19 protein-coding genes are annotated in these 23170 nt (G+C 46.0%); 8 read left to right on the top strand and 11 right to left on the bottom strand.

The window, feature by feature from the left end; genetic code table 11:
* Positions 1 to 7: 7 nt before the first annotated feature.
* Positions 8 to 1510: an N-acetylglucosamine-specific PTS transporter subunit IIBC gene (nagE, locus tag K6Y21_RS01955; protein WP_432757970.1), complete on the bottom strand. Its 1503-nt coding sequence runs from the start codon at positions 1508 to 1510 to the stop codon at positions 8 to 10.
* A gap of 597 nt (positions 1511 to 2107) precedes the next feature.
* Here nagE and nagB point away from each other — a divergent pair.
* The 3 genes from nagB to K6Y21_RS01940 are packed head-to-tail and all read left to right on the top strand — an operon-like array spanning position 2108 to position 5293.
* Positions 2108 to 2908, top strand: a complete 801-nt coding sequence (gene nagB, locus K6Y21_RS01950) for a glucosamine-6-phosphate deaminase (protein WP_233069984.1) — start codon at positions 2108 to 2110, stop codon at positions 2906 to 2908.
* An 18-nt stretch (positions 2909 to 2926) separates the two neighbouring features.
* On the top strand, positions 2927 to 4063 hold the full coding sequence (gene nagA, locus K6Y21_RS01945) for an N-acetylglucosamine-6-phosphate deacetylase (protein ID WP_233069983.1): 1137 nt from the start codon (positions 2927 to 2929) through the stop codon (positions 4061 to 4063).
* 3 nt (positions 4064 to 4066) lie between these two features.
* Complete coding sequence (locus K6Y21_RS01940) at positions 4067 to 5293, top strand: ROK family protein (RefSeq protein ID WP_233069982.1); 1227 nt, start codon at positions 4067 to 4069, stop codon at positions 5291 to 5293.
* A 3-nt stretch (positions 5294 to 5296) separates the two neighbouring features.
* Here the strand turns inward: K6Y21_RS01940 and yfcE are convergent, their stop codons facing one another.
* The 4 genes from yfcE to K6Y21_RS01920 are packed head-to-tail and all read right to left on the bottom strand — an operon-like array spanning position 5297 to position 8667.
* Positions 5297 to 5851: a phosphodiesterase gene (gene yfcE / locus K6Y21_RS01935; protein ID WP_233069981.1), complete on the bottom strand. Its 555-nt coding sequence runs from the start codon at positions 5849 to 5851 to the stop codon at positions 5297 to 5299.
* Positions 5852 to 5907: 56 nt separating this feature from the next.
* Positions 5908 to 6150, bottom strand: coding sequence for a FeoC-like transcriptional regulator (locus K6Y21_RS01930; RefSeq protein ID WP_233069980.1), 243 nt, complete (start codon positions 6148 to 6150; stop codon positions 5908 to 5910).
* On the bottom strand, positions 6131 to 8434 hold the full coding sequence (feoB, locus tag K6Y21_RS01925; RefSeq protein WP_233069979.1) for a Fe(2+) transporter permease subunit FeoB: 2304 nt from the start codon (positions 8432 to 8434) through the stop codon (positions 6131 to 6133). Before feoB ends, K6Y21_RS01930 begins: the two co-directional genes overlap by 20 nt.
* Positions 8431 to 8667 carry a FeoA family protein gene (locus K6Y21_RS01920; RefSeq protein WP_233069978.1) on the bottom strand — a complete coding sequence of 79 codons (237 nt, stop codon included), beginning with the start codon at positions 8665 to 8667 and terminating at the stop codon, positions 8431 to 8433. Before K6Y21_RS01920 ends, feoB begins: the two co-directional genes overlap by 4 nt.
* A 195-nt stretch (positions 8668 to 8862) precedes the next feature.
* On the opposite strand from K6Y21_RS01920, the gene yciH reads away from it, so the two are divergent.
* Both yciH and K6Y21_RS01910 read left to right on the top strand, forming a co-directional pair.
* The gene (gene yciH, locus K6Y21_RS01915; RefSeq protein ID WP_233069977.1) at positions 8863 to 9183 is read left to right on the top strand and encodes a stress response translation initiation inhibitor YciH; all 321 of its coding nucleotides are present in this window, start codon (positions 8863 to 8865) and stop codon (positions 9181 to 9183) included.
* 31 nt (positions 9184 to 9214) lie between these two features.
* Positions 9215 to 9772: a TMEM165/GDT1 family protein gene (locus K6Y21_RS01910; RefSeq protein ID WP_233069976.1), complete on the top strand. Its 558-nt coding sequence runs from the start codon at positions 9215 to 9217 to the stop codon at positions 9770 to 9772.
* A 3-nt stretch (positions 9773 to 9775) separates the two neighbouring features.
* On the opposite strand, the gene K6Y21_RS01905 is transcribed toward K6Y21_RS01910, so the two are convergent.
* From K6Y21_RS01905 to K6Y21_RS01885, 5 genes are all read right to left on the bottom strand, one after another.
* On the bottom strand, positions 9776 to 12124 hold the full coding sequence (locus K6Y21_RS01905) for a DNA polymerase II (protein ID WP_233069975.1): 2349 nt from the start codon (positions 12122 to 12124) through the stop codon (positions 9776 to 9778).
* A gap of 129 nt (positions 12125 to 12253) precedes the next feature.
* Positions 12254 to 13693 carry a sodium:proton antiporter NhaD gene (gene nhaD, locus K6Y21_RS01900; RefSeq protein ID WP_233069974.1) on the bottom strand — a complete coding sequence of 480 codons (1440 nt, stop codon included), beginning with the start codon at positions 13691 to 13693 and terminating at the stop codon, positions 12254 to 12256.
* Positions 13694 to 14116: 423 nt separating this feature from the next.
* The gene (locus tag K6Y21_RS01895) at positions 14117 to 15979 is read right to left on the bottom strand and encodes a formylglycine-generating enzyme family protein (RefSeq protein ID WP_233069973.1); all 1863 of its coding nucleotides are present in this window, start codon (positions 15977 to 15979) and stop codon (positions 14117 to 14119) included.
* A 425-nt stretch (positions 15980 to 16404) separates the two neighbouring features.
* Positions 16405 to 16932 (bottom strand): NlpC/P60 family protein, encoded by a 528-nt coding sequence (locus K6Y21_RS01890; RefSeq protein ID WP_233069972.1) that lies wholly within the window; start codon positions 16930 to 16932, stop codon positions 16405 to 16407.
* Positions 16933 to 16965: 33 nt separating this feature from the next.
* Positions 16966 to 17253 (bottom strand): DUF406 family protein, encoded by a 288-nt coding sequence (locus K6Y21_RS01885; RefSeq protein ID WP_233069971.1) that lies wholly within the window; start codon positions 17251 to 17253, stop codon positions 16966 to 16968.
* A gap of 198 nt (positions 17254 to 17451) precedes the next feature.
* Between K6Y21_RS01885 and K6Y21_RS01880 the strand changes: the two genes are divergently transcribed.
* On the top strand, positions 17452 to 18462 hold the full coding sequence (locus K6Y21_RS01880; RefSeq protein WP_233069970.1) for a M14 family zinc carboxypeptidase: 1011 nt from the start codon (positions 17452 to 17454) through the stop codon (positions 18460 to 18462).
* A gap of 36 nt (positions 18463 to 18498) precedes the next feature.
* Positions 18499 to 19263 (top strand): alpha/beta fold hydrolase, encoded by a 765-nt coding sequence (locus K6Y21_RS01875; RefSeq protein ID WP_233069969.1) that lies wholly within the window; start codon positions 18499 to 18501, stop codon positions 19261 to 19263.
* Here K6Y21_RS01875 and K6Y21_RS01870 read toward each other — a convergent pair.
* A complete protein-coding gene (locus K6Y21_RS01870) occupies positions 19246 to 19860 on the bottom strand; it encodes a TetR/AcrR family transcriptional regulator (RefSeq protein ID WP_233069968.1) in 615 nt (204 codons plus the stop codon). The genes K6Y21_RS01875 and K6Y21_RS01870 overlap by 18 nt on opposite strands.
* 534 nt (positions 19861 to 20394) lie before the next feature.
* On the opposite strand from K6Y21_RS01870, the gene adhE reads away from it, so the two are divergent.
* On the top strand, positions 20395 to 23061 hold the full coding sequence (gene adhE, locus K6Y21_RS01865) for a bifunctional acetaldehyde-CoA/alcohol dehydrogenase (protein WP_233069967.1): 2667 nt from the start codon (positions 20395 to 20397) through the stop codon (positions 23059 to 23061).
* The last annotated feature ends 109 nt before the right edge of the window (positions 23062 to 23170 follow it).

Here is a 23170-nt window from a genome sequence, read left to right as displayed (position 1 = left end):
TGATGACTTACTTGCCAGCGATGGCTTTCATCTCACCCGCTACGATTTCAGCTTGTGGACCTAGGATAACTTGTAGGTTGTTATCACCTAGTTTCACTACACCCATCGCACCTAAGCCTTTTAGGGTCGCTTCGTCGATAACGCTGCGATCTTTAAGGGTTAGACGTAGACGTGTGATACATGCGTCAATCACAGTTAGGTTGTCAGCACCGCCTAGAGCAGCTAGGTATTTTTCAGCTAGCTCACGCTTGCTTTCGCTACCTGACGCAGATGCAGCACCTGAATTTGCTTCAGCTTCTTCACGACCTGGCGTCGCTAGGTTGAACTTAACAATCACAAGACGGAATACGAAGTAGTAGATTGCGAAGAATACCAGACCTTGTGCAATTAGCATGTACCATTGGTTAGCAACTGGGTTCTTAGCAGATAGGATCATATCCACAAGACCTGCTGAGAAACCAAAACCTGCTGTCCATTGCATTGAGGCTGCGATGAATAGCGAGATACCTGTTAGTACTGCGTGTAGTACGTATAGTACTGGCGCAACAAACATGAACGAGAATTCTAGCGGCTCAGTAACACCGGTGAAGAAAGAAGCGAAACCAGCAGCTAACATGATAGACGCTACGCGCTCTTTGTTTTCAGGCTTAGCCGTTTGGTAAATAGCTAATGCCGCACCTGGTAGACCGAACATCATTACTGGGAAGAAACCAGCCATGTACATGCCCGTTACACCTTTAACCGCTTCACCAGAATCTAGACCTTGTTGAGCCATCCAGAAGCGACCTAAGTCGTTGATGCCTGCAAAGTCGAACCAGAATACAGTGTTAAGTGCGTGGTGTAGACCCACTGGGATAAGTAGACGGTTGAAGAAACCGTATAGACCAGCACCTACATCGCCAAGACCTGTGATGAACTCACCGAAGCTGATTAGGGCACCGAAAATGATTGGCCAAGTGTACATAAGCACAAAAGACGCCACGATAGCAGCCCACGAACATAGGATAGGCACTAGGCGCTTACCACTGAAGAACGAAAGCGCTTTGTGTAGCTCTACTTGGTAGAAGCGGTTGTAGATTTCAGCCGCAATAATACCCGACAAGATACCAACGAATTGGTTGTTGATCTTAGCAAAAGCAAGTTTCGTTGCTTCGTCAGCAACAGCAACAAGACCAATCGCTTCAACTGAGCCAGGGCTTAGTAGCGTGGTAATTACCATAAAGGTAACAAAACCCGCTAGCGCCGCAGCACCGTCTTTATCTTTTGACATACCATAAGCCACACCAATGGCAAACAGTACCGACATGTTATCAATGATCGCCGCACCTGATTTAATCAGAAATGCTGCTAACGCTGAGTTACCACCCCAACCCGTTGGGTCGATCCAGTAACCAATACCCATCAATACGGCTGCTGCTGGCAAGACGGCCACAGGGACCATCAGCGCACGGCCGATTTTTTGTGCATAACCAAGAATATTCACAATTACCTCTCCTTTCCAATAGGTCATTATGTGTGTGTGTATTTTTTCGTAGATTTGTTATTTTTAAGCCTACTTTTATCTACCTAAAGTAAGCATGCTCGGCAGTCTAAGGGTTTTATTTCGCTGCGCAAATTAATAATCAAAACTTTTGTGATCACGGTCAATTGCACTAAGCCTTTAGTCTCATAACTGTGCTTAATGCCACATAATCAAGGCAGATTTAGCGTGCTTTTTGTATTATTAATGCTATCAATGGGGCAATACAGTGGCATAATCAGAGACCCAGCCCCATGATGGCCTGACGGTGTCGGTATTTATTGGTGAAATAATAAGGCTGCACCTTACTGTATGAATGGCAAGGGAGTATTTATCCGTTATAAGCGCCATAAAACAAAAAATTGACCTGTGACAAATAAGTAGACAAAAAAGTTTCTTTTCGCCGCGAATTAACTATTGCAAATCTTAGCCTCACTCGCCACAATGTAGTCAGTTTAATCAATTTACTTAATTGTGGGTTTGTCTAGGAGCGCTTTTGAAATCAAGTTCAATTAGCCAACTGACTCTCACAGCAATGGTTTATCTTAGATTTATCTTTAATTAACACTATTTTTGGAGAATATCCCAATGAGACTGATCCCACTTGATAATGCAAAAGACGTTGGCCTTTGGTCTGCTCGTTACATCGCTGATCGCATTAACAAATTCGCGCCAACAGCAGAGCGTCCTTTCGTATTAGGTTGTCCAACAGGTGGCACTCCACTCAACACATACAAGCGCCTAATTGAGCTAAACAAAGCCGGTGAAGTCAGCTTTGAACACGTAGTCACATTTAACATGGATGAATACGTAGGCATTGCACCGGATCACCCTGAAAGCTACCGCAGCTTTATGTTTAATAACTTCTTCAACCACATCAATATTCAAGAGAAAAACATTAACCTACTTGACGGTAATGCTGAAGATCTTGAAGCTGAATGTCAGCGCTACGAAGATAAAATCAAAAGCTACGGCCAAATTCACCTATTCATGGGTGGCGTAGGTAACGATGGTCACATCGCATTTAACGAGCCAGCCTCTTCTTTAGCTTCACGCACACGTATCAAAACCCTAACGCCTGATACCCGTATTGCTAACTCTCGCTTCTTTGACAACGACATCAACCAAGTACCAAAACTTGCTCTGACTATCGGTGTAGGCACCCTACTTGACGCGAAAGAAGTATTGATTCTAGTAACAGGTCATAACAAGGCACAAGCACTAGAAGCAGCTGCAGAAGGCAGTGTAAACCACCTATGGACGGTATCGGCACTGCAACTTCATCCAAAGTCTATCATCGCATGTGATGAAGCAGCGACCATGGAACTAAAAGTTAAAACGTTAAAATACTTCAAAGAGCTTGAAGCTGAAAACGTTAAACACTTATAAGCTTAGGAGTGGTTTGATATGTACGCTTTAACTAACTGTACCATTTATACAACCGATGCCGTGCTTAACGATCACGCGGTACTAGTTGATGGCGACCAAATCCACTCTATCGTAGCGGCTGCTGATTTAGCAGCCGACATCGAGCAAGTAGATTTAGCAGGCGCCAACTTAGCACCGGGGTTTATTGACCTACAGTTGAATGGCTGTGGCGGTGTGATGTTTAACGATGAAGTATCGGTAAAAACGCTGCAAATCATGCAAGAGGCTAACTTAAAGTCAGGTTGTACTAGTTACCTGCCAACGCTTATCACCTCTTCTGATGAGGACATGCAAGCGGCGCTTAAAGTTGGCCGTGAATACATGGATGCAACGCCAAATGAAGTATTAGGTTTGCACCTTGAAGGCCCTTACTTAAGTCTTGAGAAAAAAGGCATTCATCGCGCTGAGTACATCCGCAAGCCAGCCCAAGAGATGATCGATCTTATCTGTGCTAACGCAGATGTCGTCAGCAAAGTCACCCTAGCGCCAGAAAACACGCCACTAGAAGTGATCACGCAATTATCTCAAGCTGGGGTGGTGGTATCCTTAGGTCACACCAATGCCACTTACGAGCAAGCCAAAGCAGCGATTGATGCAGGGGCTACCTTTGCTACCCACCTGTTCAATGCCATGAGCCCAATGACAGGTCGTGAGCCAGGTGTATTAGGTGCGATTTACGACAGCGAAAATGTTTACACAGGCATTATTGTTGACGGCTTCCACGTCGCCTACCCTAACGTACGCATTTCGAAAAAGATCAAAGGCGACAAGCTGATCTTAGTATCCGATGCGACGGCGCCAGCAGGTGCAAACATTGACCAATTTGATTTTGTTGGCACCACGGTGTACTACAAAGACGGTAAATGTTTCGGCGCTGATGGTACCTTAGGCGGCAGCGCGGTAACTATGATCGAGTCGATTGAACAATCGGTTAAGTTCGTTGGTATTGAGCTAGACGAAGCGATCCGCATGGCCACCTTATACCCTGCGCGCGCCATTGCGGCTGACGATAAGTTAGGCGCTATCGCAGCAGGTAAAGTTGCCAACCTAGCCATCTTTAACAGTGACTATAAAGTGACTGGTACTGTGGTTAACGGTGTCTATAAGAAGCAATAAACGATGAATAATGGACAGATCGCCAACGTAGATTTAATTAAACAAGTTAACAGCGCTGCTGTTTATCGCTTAGTAGATTTACAAGGGCCGATCTCGCGCGTCAAAATTGCCGAAGTGAGTCAGCTTGCCCCTGCCAGCGTGACCAAAATCACTCGTCAATTAATCGCCCATGGTTTAATTAAAGAGGTAGCGCAGCAGGCTTCAACTGGAGGTCGCCGCGCTATTTCCCTGACCACGGAAAAGTCCAAATTTCATTTTGTCGCCGCCAAAATTGGCCGGCGACTGCTTACCCTTTCTTTGTATAATTTGGCCGGCCAAGAACTCGCAGGCTTACAACTGCCTATTCAGGTCACCGAGCAAGACCAGCTGGTGGATTTTTTGTGCCAAACCTTAGGGCAATTTATTGAGCAGCATAGCCAACCTCAGTATCAACTGATCGCCATAGCTGTCACCTTATCTGGCCTAGTTAACCCGCAAACCGGCGTGGTTATCTATACCCCTAGATATCAGATGCGCGACTGCCCGTTAGCCCAAATTATTGCAGAGCGTTTTCATGTTCCGGCTTACGTTGGCAATGACACCCGTGCCATGGCCTTAGCCGAGCATTATTTTGGCGCATCCAGTGATTGTGCCGACTCCATTTTGATCAGTATCCACCACGGCACCGGCTCAGGCATTATGTCGCGCGGACAAGTATTTTTAGGCAGTAACCGCAACGTGGGTGAAATTGGTCATATCCAAATAAATCCATTGGGCAAACGTTGCCATTGTGGCAACTACGGCTGCCTTGAAACCGTGGCCTCCAACGAAGCCATTATCGACCAAGTTAAACACTACCTGAGCGAAGGTCGTAGCAGCTGTTTAAGCGAGCAAGAAATTGATATCAACAGCATCTGCCAAGCCGCTAATCAAGGTGATGCCTTGGCCATATCGGTACTCAGTAATGTCGGTAAATACCTAGGGCAAGCCATCGCTATCATGATCAACTTGTTCAACCCAGAAAAAATCCTAATTGCAGGCGAAGTCATGGCGGCAGAGCAGGTGTTGCTTCCAGCCATCAAGCAATGTGTTGAACATCAATCCCTGCCCAGTTTTCACGCCCACTTGCCGATCATCGCGGCAAAGTTTCAAAAACAACCCACCATGGGTGGCTTTGCCTTAGTTAAGCGCGCTTTACTTGACGGCTCTTTGTTGCAGCTGATCATGGAAGGCAAAGAGCCAAACCCCTAAGCCTTAACTGGCGAGATCCTGAAATAATATCAACTTACTATCACTTAACCGTTTAACCGACACCCCTTGCGATTCAATTAAACCATAACTCGGCGTATTGACCTCCCCCCTTGGCAAGGTGATCGAGCCGGGATTAAACATCACGATGTCATGCTGCTTTTCAGCCATGGCGATATGGCTGTGACCAAAACAAAAGACATCACCCCGTTGCAACGGCGGTAAGTTTTGCGAATGGTAAATGTGCCCATGGGTGATAAATACACGGCGGCGTTCAATTAACAGCTGGTTATAGCTGGCATCGATTGGGAAATCCAGCAAGCCTTGATCAACTTCACTATCGCAGTTCCCTCGTACCGCGATAATTTGCTTAGCATATTCATTGAGCTTTACCGCGACCATGGCCGGCTCATAGCCGTTTGGCAGCGGATTACGGGGGCCGTGATTTAAGATATCACCAAGTAAAATAATATAATCGGCTTGCTCTTGATGAAATGCTTGCAAGGCAAGGTTTAACGCCGGTAACGAGCCGTGAATATCGGCAATAACAAAAAGTTTCATGTCACTCCAAAAATAGCCAGCCCCGCGAGTCAGCGGGGCATTTTGATAACCCTATGTTAGCTAATTTCGGTCGTGGGTATTTGCGCTATATCATGCCAGCTGTACCAAATTTCATTGCCTTGGCCGCCGCAAGACGCAGCCGCCCTTGCCGACATGGATTTATGCACATGGCCGCGTTTAATTAATATGCGCAACATGGCATCGACCCCATGAGGGGAGATGCGATAACGCTGACAAAGCTGCTTTTGGCTCACCTTGCCTGCGCGTTGGATCTCTTGTTTAAGCTTTTGCAGGATCATTAAACACCACCGCTACTTTTACCCGTTTGCCTTGCTGTTTGAGTAAAGCGATGGCCACGAGTGTGATAACCACAATTCCCACTAACCATGCCAAGGAGGAACTAGGATGCGCATTAAAACGCGCTAGCTGATAAACAAATACCGAGCTCATGTAGGCAATGGCGGTGGTCCAACCGGCCGTAAATAGCGCCCATTTTTGGCCCACCTCTCGCACTAATGCTCCCATCGCCGCGGCGCAGGGGATATACAATAAAATAAACAAGAGGTAGGCAAACGCGCCGGCTTGGCCGTCAAAACGCTGCTGCATGTCGCTAAAGACGCTGACGTTCACTTGCTGCTCATCCGCCACCGCAGCGGCATCGGATAAATCCCCCACATCTAAGCCCATGGGGTCGCTAAAACTCAGGTTCACTAGGTTATCCGGTATGGTATTGATCGCTTCCATTAACTGACCCGCTAAGTCAAACTCCGCCTCATCCTCGACTGTTGGCGTCGAATATAAGCTATTGAGTGTGCCCACTACCGCCTCTTTAGCAAATACGCCCGTGATCACCCCAACCGTGGCAGGCCAGTTGTCTTGGCTGATCCCCATAGGCGCAAACACCGGCGTCACAAACTGCGCCGCGGCGCTTAACACTGAATGTTCACTGTCTTCGTTACCAAAGCTGCCATCTGTGCCTAACGAATTTAAAAAGCTCAGCAACGCCACCACAATAACAATGGTTTTACCCGCACCGAGCACAAAACTCTTTAGCTTATGCCATGTCTTTAGCACGATATTGCGCGCCTTGGGAATTTCGTAATCGGGCAACTCTAAAATGGTGTTTTCACTTTTGCCCGGCAACAAGGTACGACTTAACACTAAGCCGGTAAACACGGCGACTAAAATACCGGTTAAATACAGCACAAACACCAAATTTTGCCCGTTATCGGGGAAAAACGCTGCTGCGAATAAGGCATACACGGGCAAACGGGCACCACATGACATAAACGGCGACATAATACTGGTCAAAAGGCGCTCGCGCTCTTGATCTAAGGTACGCGACGCCATCACCGCAGGTACAGTACAGCCAAAGCCCACTATCATGGGCACAAAGGCTTTACCAGGTAAGCCCATTTTCTGCATCAGTTTATCAATCACAAATGCCGCTCGCGCCAAATAGCCTGAGCTTTCCAGCAAGGATAAGAACAAATACAAGCAAGCAATCACAGGAATAAAGGTGGCCACGGTTTGAATGCCCGAGCCAATGCCGTTAGCTAAAATCGCCACCAGCCAAATTGGCGCGCCCCATTGCTCAAGTAAATGCCCTGCACCATCTACAAAAATGGCGCCAAAGCTGATGTCAAAAAAGTCGATAAAGCTACTGCCGATGTTTATACTGAACATAAACAATAAATACATCACCGCCAAAAACACGGGAATGCCCAACCACTTATTCAGCACCAGATTATCTATTTTGTCTGACAAGCTAAGGGACAATTTGCCTTGATGGCTGACGCCCTGTTGCACTATTTTGTAAATCAATGAATAGCGTGCATCGGCCAAATGCAAGTCCACATCATGATTGGCATCTAATTTCGCTCTGGCCGCGGCGACTTGACTTTGCTCGCTGGCGTTAAGTGATTGGAGCACTTGCGGGTCGCCTTCGATCAACTTTAGCGCGATGCCTGTTGCGGAGCAGGTTTGACTCACCTTGCTTGATAACCCTGTCAGTTGCGCTATTTCAGCATTAAAATCGCTGCCATAATCTAAGCTAAAAGAAGAGTTGAAATGGGTCGCAATCAGCTCAGGTAAGGCCTGTTTAAACCCCTTGACTTGTTTACTGTCATGAGCACTTAAGCCATAGACAGGGCAACCTAACGCATCACTGAGCTTGGCCAAATCAAAGCGTAAATGTTGCTGTTCGGCGCTGTCCATTTTGTTAAGCACCACCAGTACAGGAAAGCCTAACTCTCTGAGTTGCAAGGTCAGATATAAACTGCGTTCAATGGCGCAGGCATCAACCACATTGATGATCAGATCAGGTTGCTGTTTCAATACATAATTAAAGGCAATTTGCTCATCAAGCGATGAGCTATCGCCCGCGTTATCAAAACTGTAAATGCCGGGTAAATCCGTTAGCTGATAACCTTGATTGCCAACCGTAAACTGACCGACCTTTTTATCAACCGTGACTCCACTCCAGTTGCCCACTTGTTGGCGCGCACCGGTTAAGCCATTAAATAAGGTTGTTTTACCGCAATTGGGATTGCCTACGGTAATGATGTTAAGAGGCTGGCTCATTGATTTACCTCGACCATGATTTTATCGGCTAAAGGTTTGCGCAAGGCAATATTGATGTTGCTGGCTTTAATCTGCATAGGATCACCAAACGGCGCAGCTCGCACATATTGGATCAAGGTTTGTGGCAGTAATCCCATGGCCAAGAGTTTTTTTCTGTGGCCCGGACTGATGTCTTGATAACTGATGATTTTTGCATGCTGACCCATAGCAAGCTCAGAGAGTTTAATTGCCATACAACCTCAAACTTAAATGCGAATTATTTTTATTATGGCTATTTTATCCATTAAGTCTTGAATCCCCTTGCTTTAGATCAAGTTTGTTCGATTCACTACGTCTGTTTACTTGTGCAAGGCATATGAATATTTCTGTTTTTAGCCCTGTTTGCGGTAGAATGGCGCCCCATTTTAGCGCGATAAAAAAGGCTAACCATGAGCGATAATAAATTAGTTTATTCGACCGAAACGGGCCGCATAAAAGACACGCCCCCCAGTGAACAAATTCCAGAAACCGATGGTATCGTACGGATCCGCCGCGAAACCAAAGGCCGTAAAGGAAAAGGCGCAACTTGCATCAGCGGGTTAGGCTTACCGGAAAAAGAGCTCAAAGAATTAGCTAAAGCCCTAAAAAAACGCAGTGGTACCGGTGGCTCGGTCAAAGATTATGTGATTGAAATGCAAGGCGACCAACGAGAGTTGGCCAAAGCATTCTTAGAGCAAAAAGGCTTTACCGTTAAACTAGCAGGTGGGTAAGCCCTACCCCCTTTATTTGGAAACCATTACCTTGGAAGCTTTATTAACGTCAACGGTCGCCGTGGCGATTGCCGAAATTGGCGATAAAACCCAATTGCTGGCCTTCTTACTGGCCACTCGCTTTAAACGCCCGATGCCGATTATTATGGGCATTTTTGTTGCCACTATAGCCAATCATGCCGCTGCGGCTTGGATTGGGGACTGGGCGGCGGGCCTCGTCTCTAGCCAAGTCTTAAACTGGATTGTCGGTTTGTCATTCATTGCGGTGGCGATTTGGATCTTGATCCCCGATAAGGCCGATGATGAGAATAACCGTCTCTATCAATATGGGCCTTTTGTCGCCAGTTTAGTGCTGTTTTTTATCGCTGAAATAGGTGATAAAACTCAAGTGGCTACCGTGCTACTGGCGGCAAAATATGATGACTTACTGATGGTCGTGGTGGGTACCACTGTGGGCATGCTGCTCGCCAATGTGCCCGTTGTCTATGCAGGTCAATTTAGCGCCGAGCGCTTACCCCTAAGGTGGATCCGCATGATCACTTGTGTCTTGTTTGCCGCCATCGGTATTGCCACCCTGATTTGGAATTAATCCTCAGAATAGGCCTAGTTGATCATCAACAATGGCCGCAAAACTCAGCCCAATAGCAGGTAAGATGGCATCTGCAATGGGCTGAAGCTGCTTTTCTATATAATGATCATAATCGGGCGAGCTGGTGACATATTCGACAGCCTGTGGACCCACTAAGGTTTGCACATAGCGGATCACCCCTTTGTGCTGATATTGCAAAGGCTTACCTAATTTTTCATTTTCTAAATCCGCGTTAATGGCAGCGCGAGCATGAGGCGGCACGTTTTTAACATAGGCCTTGATGGGTTGCCCTAAGCGTTTACGATAGACCAGCTGTTGATCAAATGCTCCCTGACGGGTTTGTTGCACCAGCTCGCGAATATAATCACAGGGATCTTGCTCGGCAAACACCATTTCATAAAGCCGAGTTTGAAACAAACGGGCGAGCTCGGTCCAATCGGAGCGCACCGTTTCTAGCCCCTTAAATACCAATTTTTGTCCTTGGTCATCTTCTATCAAACCGGCATAGCGTTTTTTGCTGCCCTTGTCTGTGCCTCGAATGGTGGGCATAAAGAATTTGCTGTAGTGAGTTTCGTATTCCATTTCCAAAAAACAATCGAGGGCAAACTCCTCGGCCAATTTTTGCTGCCACGCTTGATTGATATAGCGCGCTAAATCTTGGCCGATTTGGTCGGGATCTTGGTCTGCTTTAAGCTCATTTCCCAGCCAAACAAAGGTCGAGTCCGTGTCGCCATAAATCACTTGCCAGCCTTGTTGTTCAATCCACTGCTGAGTTTGCTTCATAATTTGATGACCGCGCAAGGTAATAGAGCTAGCCAGACGCGGATCGTAAAATCGGCATCCCCCCGAGCCCAACACCCCATAAAACGAGTTCATTATGATTTTAATGGCTTGTGACGCGGCGCTATCGCGCGCCGCCTTGGCATGGTCGCGCGCTTGCCATAACTGGCTAATAATCTCGGGTAAAAAATGGGTTTGACGCGAAAAGTAACCCCCAACAAAGCCTTCTATGGCTTGTTCGGGTTGTTTTAAGCCTTCTATCATGCCCACGGGATCTATCTTAAAGGTGCGAATAATTGAGGGATACAGGCTTTTATAGTCTAAAACCAGTACGTGCTTGTATAAACCCGGTTGGCTGTCCATGACATACCCGCCTGGGCTAGCCAGACCGCCATCAAGGGGTAAATTTGGCGCCACATAGCCCGCTCTGTGCACCTTAGGTAAATAAAGATGAGTAAAGGCGGCTACCGAGCCCCCTGCTCGTCCCAGCTCTAACCCTGTCAGGCGACTGCGCTGCTGTAAAAAGTCGAGTAATTGGCAATGCTCAAATAAGCGCCACACTAACCGACAATCTTGTAAGTTATACTGCGCAAGAGCGACTTTATCGTGTTGAAACTGATAATTTATCTGGCTGAGCTTATCTAAACTTGTATCGAGTTCTTTACCTTCGCCCAGCAGTTGGTTGGCAACGTGCTCTAAGCTGTAATTTTCAAATACATAACTGGCAGCCTTAAAGGCTTCGATACCATCAATAACCACTCGCCCTTGAATGTCAAGAAAACCATTGCCTTGTTGTCTGTCACGCCATTTTGCTTTGCTATTCGCTCGGCCAAAACTAGGCGTTATCCCCAATCGCTCAGCGCGTTGTACTAAAATGCGAAAGTCAAACTGGACCACCGCCCAACCGATGATAATGTCGGGGTCATGTTCCGCCAACCAAGCGATAAACCCCGTGAGCAAATCATGCTCTGAACTGCACCAGTGAATAAATGCCGGCGCATCGGGCACAGGCTCACCGCGCATAAATACCCACTGCCCCCAATCAGCATATAGGCCTATGCTGTAAAGCACCTCTTGTTGCGAGCACTCAATATCTAGCGACACGGTTTTCAGCGTTGGGATACATTTAGCGGGTTTAATGCGAGCGCCTCGTACCTCTATGTATTGACGACGATGTATAAACTGGCCGGTAAAGCACATTTCAGCTTGAACAAAGCGCTCCATCAAATGGCGCTCAGGCGCTTTAATATCGGCTTCAAAGGTTTCAATATTGGCCGCCGCTAACCGTTTAGCAGCCTGATGGGCATGGTAGCTAGAGTTGAAATACACACCACTTACTTTTTGATGATCGAAGGTGGTTAATGCCAAGGGCGTCACTTGAAATGGAAAGTCCTTTAGCAGAGGGCGAGCGAGTTCAAGCAGGCTGTTGGCAATAAAAAACACCACTTGCTCGGGGGCAGTTAAAACACGATAGACGGTGTCGCTATCTTTAAGCCAATATTCATTACTCACCCCCGCCTGGGTGTTATGACTATGACGCGATAAGATAAACCCGCTTGCTAAATTAACCACCTTCACCCCTCACTGCTCATCAAGCATATGATAACCCTTATAACAGTGAATTACTTTAGGTCGAGGACAGATCGCAAGCGTAAAAAAGGCGCAATCAATGCGCCTTGAGATAACAAGATTTGATTCTATTTAGAACAAGCTACTGTTCAACCAAAGGTGAACAAAGATACTGGCAACATACCCTAATGCAATCACAGGAGCCCATTTAAGGTGCGCCCCAAAGGTATAAATACCACGAGCTTGCCCCATTAAGGCCACGCCGGCGGCCGAGCCAATGGATAATAAACTACCACCTACCCCAGCCGTTAGGGTGACGAGTAGCCATTGGCCATGGGACATTTCAGGCTCCATGGTTAATACCGCAAACATCACTGGAATGTTATCGACGATGGCAGATAAGACCCCTACCGCAATGTTGGCATAAGTCACATCCCATTGGGTGTACATGACATGAGACACTAAGCTGAGGTAACCAATAAAGCCTAAGCCACCGACACAAACGACCACACCATAGAAAAATAACAGGGTATCCCATTCTGCTTTGGCAACACGGTTAAATACATCAAAAGGCACCACTGAGCCTAAGTAATGTAACCGTGCTTCATCATTGGCTTGTTCAGCCAACGCACGCTTACGTGCAAGGGATTTATTTAAGGTACGACGTAAGTAGTAACCAAAGAATTGCAGAAACCCTAATCCTGTCATCATACCGAGCACAGGCGGCATACCAAGAAGCGAATGAGCCGATACCGCCATGACAATGGTCAGTAAAAATAAACCAATAATGACAAATGCACCGCGCTTAATTTCTACTCGCTCATCATTTGCTTTGGGTTTTTCATTGGCAATGAATGCGCTCATAATAAAGGCTGGCACAAGGAAATTAATCGCTGAAGGAATAAATAAGTCAAAAAACTCGGTAAAGCCCAGGATCCCCTTTTGCCATACCATCAAGGTGGTAATATCACCAAATGGACTAAATGCACCACCAGCGTTAGCGGCCACCACCACATTAATGCACGCCATCGCGACGAATTTCTTATTGTCACCACCCACTTTCATGATCACGGCGCACATCAATAATGCCGTGGTTAAGTTATCTGCAATCGGCGAGATAAAGAAGGCCAAGATCCCCGTTAGCCAAAACAGTTGACGCAGGCTAAACCCTTTATTGACCATCCAAGAGCGCAGGCCATCGAACAGCATCCGCTCTTCCATGGCGTTGATATACGTCATGGCAACCAATAAGAATAAGAGCAGTTCAGCATACTCTAGCAGGTTATGACGAAAAGCTTGCTCAGCCTCATGACTCATACCATGTTGCGCATACACTAACCCTATCATGCCCCAGATCACACCGGCGGCGACCAACACTGGCTTAGATTTACGCAAATGCAACACTTCTTCGCCCATCACCAAAATATATGCCAGAACAAACACTAATATGGCCATGTAGCCCACGCCTGATGACGTCAAATCTAAGGCGTCAGCGCCAGTACTTGCCAAGCATAATGGTGAAAATAAAATCACCAACAACAACCCCATTGAGCGGAAAATGCATTTATTCATTGTTACAACCTTCGTTTAGCATCCTTGAAAAAAACTGGCGCGACAATAGCACAGCAAAAAGTCACATTTTTTAATCGAGTTCAAAGTTTTAACACAAAGCGAAACTTATACCGATACATAACATCGGCATTACCGAGCAATATACAGTTTTCATTCAGCTTTTCAATTATAGATTAAAATTCATACAGTTAGATTAAAGATTATCGCCAAGTAAGAAGGATTAAACTGAGGGTAAAGCACCGCTGTACTGATGTAGACGGAGTGTAGAATTGATGCAGCGAGTTAAACTAAAGCGCGTTCGAATAAACATGGGAGAAGGGGTTGTCGGTGGCAGATGAACTCAGCCAAGCCCAACATTGAGCGCTTCAAACAAAAAACCGCGACAACGCGCGGTTTTTTGTTTAGGTATACCTTAAAGACTGATTATTGTGCGCGCACGACACGGAAGCCTATGTAGTTAGCTGCAAAACTTGAGCTAATTTCAAGCCTTGATGAGGCCCTTGCAAGGCTAGGCGCAAAATTCCAAGCTCCACCTCTGACAACAGCAGGGTTGCTGTCGGTGAGCTCCCATACGTTACCAACGGTATCGAAGAGTCCAAACTTATTCGCCTTAAATGACGCTGTCGGTGCAGTGCCGTTATTCGACCATCGACTGCCACACCAGCCACAGTTGGCGTTACCCGCACCCACATTATTACCCCACCAATAATCGGTGCTAGTGCCACCACGAGCGGCAACTTCCCACTCTGTTTCTGTGGGTAGGCGATACTGATAACCGGTGCTGCGGCTCAACCATTTAGTATAAGCCTCGGCATCGGCGCTAGTTACGCAAACAACGGGAGAACGTTTTGATTGTTCAAAACCTGGCTCTCGCCATGACATATTGGCACTGTACTCAGGTGCCCCACTTGAATAAGAAGCGCAGCCCTTGCCTTTTTCCGCAGTAGTACGATAACCGGTCGCGTTAACAAACTTTTCAAACTCTGCCACGGTAACTTCTTTTTGGCCGATGCCAAAGGTCGCCCCGATAGTGACTTTACTCGGTGCTTTTTCGTTACCTAAACCACGCCCTTGAATATCACCAATACGATAGCTACCAGAGCCGATGGCCACCATGGCCGGCGCTTTGCTGCCGTCACTGTATTGATCCGAAAACTTCTGGCCAGGTTTTAAGTTAACCACTAAACGATTAAGCTCGGCGCGAATAGTCCTCGCACCCGATAATTTAACGGTGGTGTTAAAGGTGTGAAAGCCGGGCTTCTTTACTGTGACCTTGTATTCACCTGGTGGCAACATAGCATCAACGCGACTGGCGCCATAACTTTTACCATTGATAAATACTTCGTCATGAAACTGGTTAGAACGAACCGTTAAGGTCACCATTCCCGGTTCATTTTGAATCGGTGAAAACTCCACCTCTTGGTAATCGCCTGCTGCGGCCTGATCTGAATTCACACCACAATAGCGATAGTCTAGGCTCAATAAACGACACGCTTGAGCTTGAGGTAAACGGCCTTCCATTTCCACTAGCATTTTAACGCTGTAATCACCTTGGCCACTAAAGCCACTCTCTAATACTTTTTCGCTGACAATCTTGATGCCAGCTGCAGCCGTATCACGGTGCTTAGACACCAAGGCTTGTTCCGTTACGTTTTGAAACAGCTTGTTGGTGAGCATTTGGCTGGCTGTTTTTTTCGCCAGATTATTACCTTGCTCAGCACATTGTTTAAATGTGACGTCTTCACCACACGCAATGCTCTGGCTCACCTCCATCTTGCCACCTTGGCTAAACTCACGCTTGATCCGTTCAACCCGTGCAAAATTGAAACGCTCTTTGAGGTTTTCAATTTCATTAAGCATGCTGAACTGAGTCACTTTAGAATTAGCCAGTTTTTCTTGATTCGAGGCCAACAGCGTTTTTTGTGCTTTAACCTTTTCCTTGTTCAGGCTTTGGGCTTGAAGGGCATATTGATAAGCTTCAATTGCGGCTGAGATATCCAAGGAAGGATCAGCAACCAGCAATTCGTACTGTTTATCCATTTCAAGCAAAGCAGCTTTACGCTTATTCTCAAGTGTTGTGTTGAGTTCAATTAGACGTTGTAGCTCATCTTTGTCTTGTTGAATTGAGCTTCTAATTTTTTCTAGACCGTCAACATAAGCGTCAAACTCAGCCTGTTTTGTCTGAATTTTATTATCTAACTCAGTGACTTGGCTTGCGTATAAGGGAGTGGCAGCCATGCCTAATGAGAAGATACCAGCCGATAATACCAGTGGAGCTATCCGCATTTTTTCTATTCCATGCCAAAAACAGTCTCATCACCAAAATAATGAGTAAAATGTTTGATTATTATGATCTTTATATTTCTATATATACCAAAAGCATAACGCATTGGTTATTGTGCCTGTCAATCCTATTGCCTAACGCACAAAATGACAAGTGCAGGCTTGCCAGAAAAGCACGCTAAGAACTGGAAAAATCGACATTTTTTTAACAAAACCCAGGTCAAAAAAGCCGTTAAATTAGGGCCTAATGCCTTGTTATATCAATGCTTACAAAGGACTTAGATATATTTAATCCAGTGGATTTAACCGTTTGCTTACCTTGGCTAAACTAATTTGGAAAAATGTCAAATTATTGGGCTTAGTCACGATTTTTCCATTGAGTGCGCTATTTTTGTAATTAATCTCGCTGCGCCATTTGTTTGTCATCGTTATTGGATACGCCGTGACATCCAGTAACGCTTTTTCCAGTAAGGGTTATCTAATCGAGAAATGATGACACCTTTACTGGTACTCGCATGAAGAAACTGGCCGTCTTTAAGGTAAACCCCCACGTGTTGAGTGCGTCGAGACACCCGAAAAAAGACCAAATCACCCGTCGTTAACTCACTGCGTTTAATCTGACGCCCTAACTTTGCTTGTTGAGTCGTCGTCCTCGGAAGAATGGCATCAAAACTATCTTGGTAGACCCGCTGTACATAAGCGGAACAATCCACCCCGTTGGTACTCGTCCCTCCTAACCGGTAAGGCACCCCTTGCCACTGTTCGTAGTGGTCAAGCAAGAGGTCAATATCCTTTGATTGACCCGTAGGCCTAGCGGAACGAAGATCACTGGGTTGATATTGATATGAGGGGTTCGCCGACTTAACCTTCGCAGCAGTTGGTTCAGGTGACGAACTACAGCCGGCGAGAAGTAACACCCAGCCAGCCAGCAAGATAGAATAAGGTCGACGGCCCATTTTTGTTCCCTAATTAACGATATACGCGGTCGATTAACGCAAGCTCATTTCAAAAATCAGTCGCTCAGCGGTACAGGAAAAGCGAAGGTTAAGCACAAGGGCGATACCGGCATCGAGCCCTTGTGTCACTTGCTCAGCCTCACAATCAGGGTATTTTTCCTTAGCACGTTGAGTGTACTCTTGCGCAAGCGACTGGGCTTGCTCAAGGCTAGGTGCACTGATCGGTAAAGCCAACACATTGTCATCTTCATGGATCACGCTGCCTAACTCCACCAACACACCGCAGGCTTCACATACATCATCATTCTTTTCAACTGTCATAACTGTCCCCTTTAAGTAAAGTCAGCGCATTAAAACCCAATGATAAATCAAAAAACAAGCAGAATTAACCATCATCCCAGCGAAAAACAATAAATCTTAATTTAGAACAACTATTCCTCTTAATCCAAGATCTTAAGTCATCAAACTGTCTTACGCTTAATTTACTGTTGAATTTATCTTCATCCTATCGAAAACGGCATGCAAACACACATACCTGAGTTAGACAAAGTACTTGAATTGATCGAGTGTCACCAAGATACATTGCGCGCCAAAGTATTAGGTTACATTGACGCTAAAGATGCTGCGTTGCCGATACATGGTATCGAAATCGGCAGTGAGTCTCCCCATTGCCCAACAGTCATTTTTGTGGGGGGAATACACGGTGTAGAGCGCATCGGCAGCCAGGTCGTTATCGCCTTCCTTGACAGTATATTGAAGCGGTTACAATGGGATAACCATTTTCAACAATTGTTCAGCCAAGTTCGTGTGGCTTTCTTACCTTTGGCTAATCCCGCTGGTTTTTTGAATAATACGCGCTGTAATGGCCAAGGCATAGACCTGATGCGTAATGCCCCAACCGATGCGATTTGTCCAACCACTTGGATGGTGGGAGGACACAGGATCAGCCGACATCTACCTTGGTACCGTGGCAAACAAGGCCTTGCACCAGAAAGTAAGATGCTATTGTCTTTTGTCAGTGACTTGATTGAGCGTGCCAGCCTGACCCTCAGCCTGGATGCGCACTCAGGGTTTGGCCTGCGTGACCATTTGTGGTTCCCCTATGCTGGCAATATTGCGCCCTACCCCATGCTTGGACAAACCTATGGGCTGATGAACTTATTTGACCAAACTTACCCCTATCATGCCCACTACCAAGTTGCACCGCAAAGCCACTTTTACACCACCCACGGCGATCTCTGGGACCACTTATCCAAACAACATAAACGCCAGCTGTTTATACCGTTAACCCTAGAAATGGGCTCATGGCTTTGGGTAAAAAAAAACCCTCGCCAACTATTTAATTTTGCAGGTTTTTTTAACCCACAGAAACAACACAGATATGAGCGAATCTTAAGAAGACACACAGTCCTGATGAACTTTTTAATACAAGCGGCTTACTCATCGGCCAACTGGCTTCCACAGGGTAACACCTTGGCCCTGATGAATGATGCCGCTAAACGGCTGTGGTACCCGAACCTAAAGCGCTAGTTTTCGTTGTCACTTGAGTCAATAACAAGAGCACAAATGAAGAATCAACAAACCAAACCAACAATCGTATTATTACGTGGCTTATCTCGTGAGCAGCGTCATTGGGGCAACTTTATCAACCTATTACAACACCAATTACCCGAGTATCAGGTGATCTGTCTTGACACGCTAGGAAATGGCACACGCAACCGTCAGCCTAGCCCTGTCAGCATCAGCCGATACAGTCAAGATATCCTAATGCAATTAGCTGAGCGAGACATAGAGGGCGCCGTCTTAGTGGGGCTCTCACTTGGCGCCATGGTGGCATTGTCAGCACAAGCGATCGACACCCACCACATCAGTCAAGTTATCGCGCTTAATACCAGTTCGCGCCACAGCTGGTTTTGGCAACGCTTTGCAACATGGCGAGTCGCCAAAGCATTAATGACCGCCACTGCGGCTCCTGATTGCAGTAGACTAGAGCAAGGCATTTTAGCCTTTACCAGTTATCGACACAGCCACGATTTGGTCTTACTTAAACAGTGGAGCGAATTGCGTAAACAATCCCCCACATCGGTGATGAATGCCCTTTGTCAGATCATTGCAGCAGCAAAATTTAAAGCGCCCGTTCAGGCTCTTGTGGGGAAAAGAGTACGGTTTATCTATGGCAAACAAGATCAATTAGTCAGCCCAAAGTGTACTTTCAAGCTGGCTAATCTACTTGGGGCTGAGGTAGATGCTATTGACCAATGTGGCCATGATATCGCCCTCGACCAGCCACAGAAGCTGGCTGAGATGATCGCATTAATACTCCGCGATTGACGCCAGTTCATCCATCGGTTTGGCGGATGGCGTAAGGGCAAGCTCAATCAACTCAAGCATCAATTTAATTTGCTGTCTTGCCATGGCCGCACTCATATTTGGGTTAAGGCGATTGACGCTTAAACCTGTGATAAAGGTACGGACTAATTGCGCCAAGGTATCGACCTCACTTTGTCCTAATGGGGAAAAACAACGCCATAGATTATCGGTCCCTTGATACAATACAGGCCCCACCACCTGCTCGAGTTTGGTGTCACCTCGCATTGATAGCCACAAATCCATCATCACCAATTGCATTTCATTCTCTGGGTCGCGGTATAACGCATTCAACATGGCTTTAACCAGCTCTAATGGCTGACAATAGCCATCTTTGTAATAATGCACCACCTGCTCACAGAACATGGTTTCAACTAAATCTGCAATTAATCCAACTTTGCCATCTGGATATTGATGGTTTAGGGCTCCGCGAGTGACCCCTGCAGCATGACAGATCGCACTGGCATTAGTACCAGCATATCCAAATTGTACCAGTTGACTTAATGCAGCCTGACGAAGTGCCTCACGGGTTGCTGCGTTGCGCTCAGCTTGAGTTGCCATAAATAGCACCAATATTTCCAATCGAGATAATAAAGTTCAAAAATATACGACAACGGAGTTTAAATTACTTTCAAGATTAATAAAAACAAAACAAAATTTTAATGAACAAAGCATGCTGATTTCATCTATTGATTGTTCCCTATCTAAGAACCGACAGAGCTGGGTAAGTATGGAATTCAGACCAAGATTTAATGTGATCTATGCCTAACAGAATGTCAAAAAAGATGAAACTTTCTTACCATTTAAGGCAATATAGTCATCAGCAGCCAATATTAGTAGTCTAAATAATGTTTCAGAAGGCCTGTTATTTAAGGGCTAACGGTTATTTTTCCACCGTTCTACCCCATGAGTAATAGATTTTCTTTTGTAATTTAGCAACAACTGATCCAAATCAACATTTTGGCCACGATCAGTCCTATAATCCTTCATGAAAGTTATTTACTAAGGCAGCAACAGACAAGTAACAAAGCGAGTTTAGGTTAGTTAGACGTACCACCCTTAATAAAGAATTTTTATTTACTAGGAGTAACCAAGATGACAGTTAGCAATCTTGCTGAATTAGATGCAATGGTCGCACGCGTTAAAGCGGCCCAAAAAGAATTCGCCAACTACAGCCAAGAGCAAGTAGACAAAATTTTCCGCGCGGCTTCACTCGCAGCTTCTACAGCTCGTATTGAACTTGCACGCATGGCTGCCGAAGAGTCAGGCATGGGTATCATGGAAGACAAAGTGATCAAAAACCACTTTGCTTCTGAGTTCATCTACAACAAATATAAAGATGAAAAAACCTGTGGCATCATCGACAAGAACGATGAAGGCGGCACGATCACTATCGCTGAGCCAGTGGGCATTGTTTGTGCAATCGTACCAACCACTAACCCAACTTCTACCGCTATCTTTAAAGCACTGATCTCGCTTAAAACACGTAACGGCTGTATCTTCTCGCCACACCCACGTGCTAAAAACGCCACTAACTTCGCAGCTAAGCTAGTGCTAGATGCAGCGGTTAAAGCGGGTGCACCAAAAGACATCATCGGCTGGATTGACCAACCTTCTGTAGAGCTATCAAATGCCCTAATGAAGCATGACGACATTGCACTTATCCTAGCAACGGGTGGTCCAGGCATGGTTAAAGCTGCTTACTCTTCTGGTAAGCCAGCTATCGGTGTAGGTGCAGGTAACACCCCTGTTGTTATCGACGAAACAGCAGACGTTAAACGCGCTGTATCTTCAATCCTAATGTCTAAAACATTCGATAACGGTGTAATCTGTGCTTCTGAGCAAGCAGCCATCATCGTTGAGTCTAAGTACGACGAAGTGATTGCACGTTTTGCTAAATACGGCGCTGCGGTACTGAACAAAGCTGACGCAGACAAGGTACGTAAAGTATTAATGATTGACGGTGCCCTAAACGCAAAAATCGTTGGTCAACCAGCATACAAGATTGCTGAGCTAGCCGGTGTAACCGTACCTGAATCGACTAAAATTCTTATCGGTGAAGGCCTAGAAGCGTCTTACGATGATGAGTTCTCTCACGAGAAACTATCTCCGACCCTAGGTGTTTACAAAGCCAAAGACTTTGAAGACGCAGTACGTCAAGCAGGTATCGTATTAGATATCGGCGGTGTTGGTCACACATCTGTACTATACACAGACCAAGATGCAAACGCAGACCGCATCGTTTACTTCGGCGACAAAATGAAGACCGCGCGTATCCTAATCAACACGCCTTCTTCTCACGGTGGTATCGGTGACCTTTACAACTTCGAACTAGCACCTTCTTTAACACTGGGTTGTGGTTCTTGGGGTGGTAACGCGATTTCTGAAAACGTAGGTCCTAAGCACCTAATCAACAAGAAAATTGTAGCGAAGCGAGCAGAAAACATGTTATGGCATAAACTACCAAAATCTATCTACTTCCGTCGCGGCTCTCTACCTGTTGCAATGGACGACCTAGACGGCAAGAAACGCGCCATGATCGTTACTGACCGTTTCCTATTCAACAACGGTTACATCGACGACCTACGTGCCATCCTAAAAGAGAAAGGCATGGAAGTGGAAGTGTTCCACGAAGTAGAAGCGGATCCAACATTATCTGTTGTTAAAGCGGGTGCAGCGGCGTGTCATAGCTACCAGCCTGACGTAATCCTAGCTGTGGGCGGTGGTTCACCTATGGATGCGGCGAAAATCATGTGGGTAATGTACGAGCACCCAGAAACTGATTTCGAAGACCTATCAATGCGCTTTATGGATATCCGTAAACGTATTTACAAGTTCCCTAAAATGGGTAGCAAAGCAGAACTAGTGTGTATCACTACTACTTCTGGTACAGGCTCTGAAGTAACGCCTTTCGCGGTTGTAACTGACGATGCAACAGGTCAGAAATACCCACTAGCGGACTACGAACTAACACCAAACATGGCTGTTGTTGATGCTAACCTAGTTATGGACATGCCTAAGTCACTATGTGCCTTCGGTGGTTACGACGCTGTAACGCACGCAATGGAAGCTTATGTTTCTGTACTAGCGAACGAGTACTCAGACGGTCAAGCACTACAAGCGCTTAAACTACTTAAAGAGTACCTACCAAGCTCTTACCAAAATGGTAAAGCGGACCCAATTGCACGTGAGAAAGTGCACAACGCTGCAACTATCGCTGGTATCGCGTTTGCTAACTCTTTCCTAGGTGTTTGTCACTCAATGGCGCACAAACTAGGTGCTGAGTTCCATATTCCTCACGGTCTAGCTAACGCACTACTACTGACTAACGTAGTCCGTTACAACGCGACGAATACACCGACTAAACAAACGGCTTTCTCTCAATACGACCGTCCTAAAGCACGTGCTCGTTACGCAGAAGTCGCTGACCACTTAGGTCTAGGCGGTAAGAACACAGAAGAGAAGCTAAACAACCTACTAGCATGGTTAGACGAGCTGAAGAAAGAAGTTAACATCCCAATGTCGATTCAAGAGACAGGCGTTAACGAAGCTGAGTTCTTAGCCAAAGTTGACGAGCTAGCGGTAGATGCGTTTGATGACCAATGTACTGGTGCAAACCCACGTTACCCGCTCATCAGCGAACTAAAAGAAGTATTAATCGCTTCTTACTACGGTCTACCGTACGTTGAAGGTAAAAAGTGCCAAGACAAGCCAACAGCAGAAGCAAAACCTGCTAAAGCTAAAAAGGCAGCAAAAGCTTAATTAATAACATAAATTGTTAACTAAGTTAGAAATTCAAGCCCGCTTATAGCGGGCTTTTTTGTGTTTGTAGCAAAGCCAACTAAACTGGTAATACAGTTTAGATAAGTTC

Source organism: Motilimonas eburnea (genome assembly GCF_021295345.1).
GTDB classification, from domain to species: domain Bacteria; phylum Pseudomonadota; class Gammaproteobacteria; order Enterobacterales; family CBDFNC01; genus Motilimonas; species Motilimonas eburnea.
Note: the sequence above shows the minus strand (reverse complement) of the source record. Positions and strands in the feature narration are given on the sequence as shown.

Excerpts from the sequence above, each read along its gene's own strand:
- nagE (WP_432757970.1), bottom strand. The coding sequence starts at position 1,510 with ATGACCTATTGGAAAGGAGAGGTAATTGTGAATATTCTTGGTTATGCA.
- nagB (WP_233069984.1), top strand. The coding sequence starts at position 2,108 with ATGAGACTGATCCCACTTGATAATGCAAAAGACGTTGGCCTTTGGTCT.
- nagA (WP_233069983.1), top strand. The coding sequence starts at position 2,927 with ATGTACGCTTTAACTAACTGTACCATTTATACAACCGATGCCGTGCTT.
- K6Y21_RS01940 (WP_233069982.1), top strand. The coding sequence starts at position 4,067 with ATGAATAATGGACAGATCGCCAACGTAGATTTAATTAAACAAGTTAAC.
- yfcE (WP_233069981.1), bottom strand. The coding sequence starts at position 5,851 with ATGAAACTTTTTGTTATTGCCGATATTCACGGCTCGTTACCGGCGTTA.
- K6Y21_RS01930 (WP_233069980.1), bottom strand. The coding sequence starts at position 6,150 with ATGATCCTGCAAAAGCTTAAACAAGAGATCCAACGCGCAGGCAAGGTG.
- feoB (WP_233069979.1), bottom strand. The coding sequence starts at position 8,434 with ATGAGCCAGCCTCTTAACATCATTACCGTAGGCAATCCCAATTGCGGT.
- K6Y21_RS01920 (WP_233069978.1), bottom strand. The coding sequence starts at position 8,667 with ATGGCAATTAAACTCTCTGAGCTTGCTATGGGTCAGCATGCAAAAATC.
- yciH (WP_233069977.1), top strand. The coding sequence starts at position 8,863 with ATGAGCGATAATAAATTAGTTTATTCGACCGAAACGGGCCGCATAAAA.
- nhaD (WP_233069974.1), bottom strand. The coding sequence starts at position 13,693 with ATGAATAAATGCATTTTCCGCTCAATGGGGTTGTTGTTGGTGATTTTA.
- K6Y21_RS01895 (WP_233069973.1), bottom strand. The coding sequence starts at position 15,979 with ATGCGGATAGCTCCACTGGTATTATCGGCTGGTATCTTCTCATTAGGC.
- K6Y21_RS01890 (WP_233069972.1), bottom strand. The coding sequence starts at position 16,932 with ATGGGCCGTCGACCTTATTCTATCTTGCTGGCTGGCTGGGTGTTACTT.
- K6Y21_RS01885 (WP_233069971.1), bottom strand. The coding sequence starts at position 17,253 with ATGACAGTTGAAAAGAATGATGATGTATGTGAAGCCTGCGGTGTGTTG.
- K6Y21_RS01880 (WP_233069970.1), top strand. The coding sequence starts at position 17,452 with ATGCAAACACACATACCTGAGTTAGACAAAGTACTTGAATTGATCGAG.
- K6Y21_RS01875 (WP_233069969.1), top strand. The coding sequence starts at position 18,499 with ATGAAGAATCAACAAACCAAACCAACAATCGTATTATTACGTGGCTTA.
- K6Y21_RS01870 (WP_233069968.1), bottom strand. The coding sequence starts at position 19,860 with ATGGCAACTCAAGCTGAGCGCAACGCAGCAACCCGTGAGGCACTTCGT.
- adhE (WP_233069967.1), top strand. The coding sequence starts at position 20,395 with ATGACAGTTAGCAATCTTGCTGAATTAGATGCAATGGTCGCACGCGTT.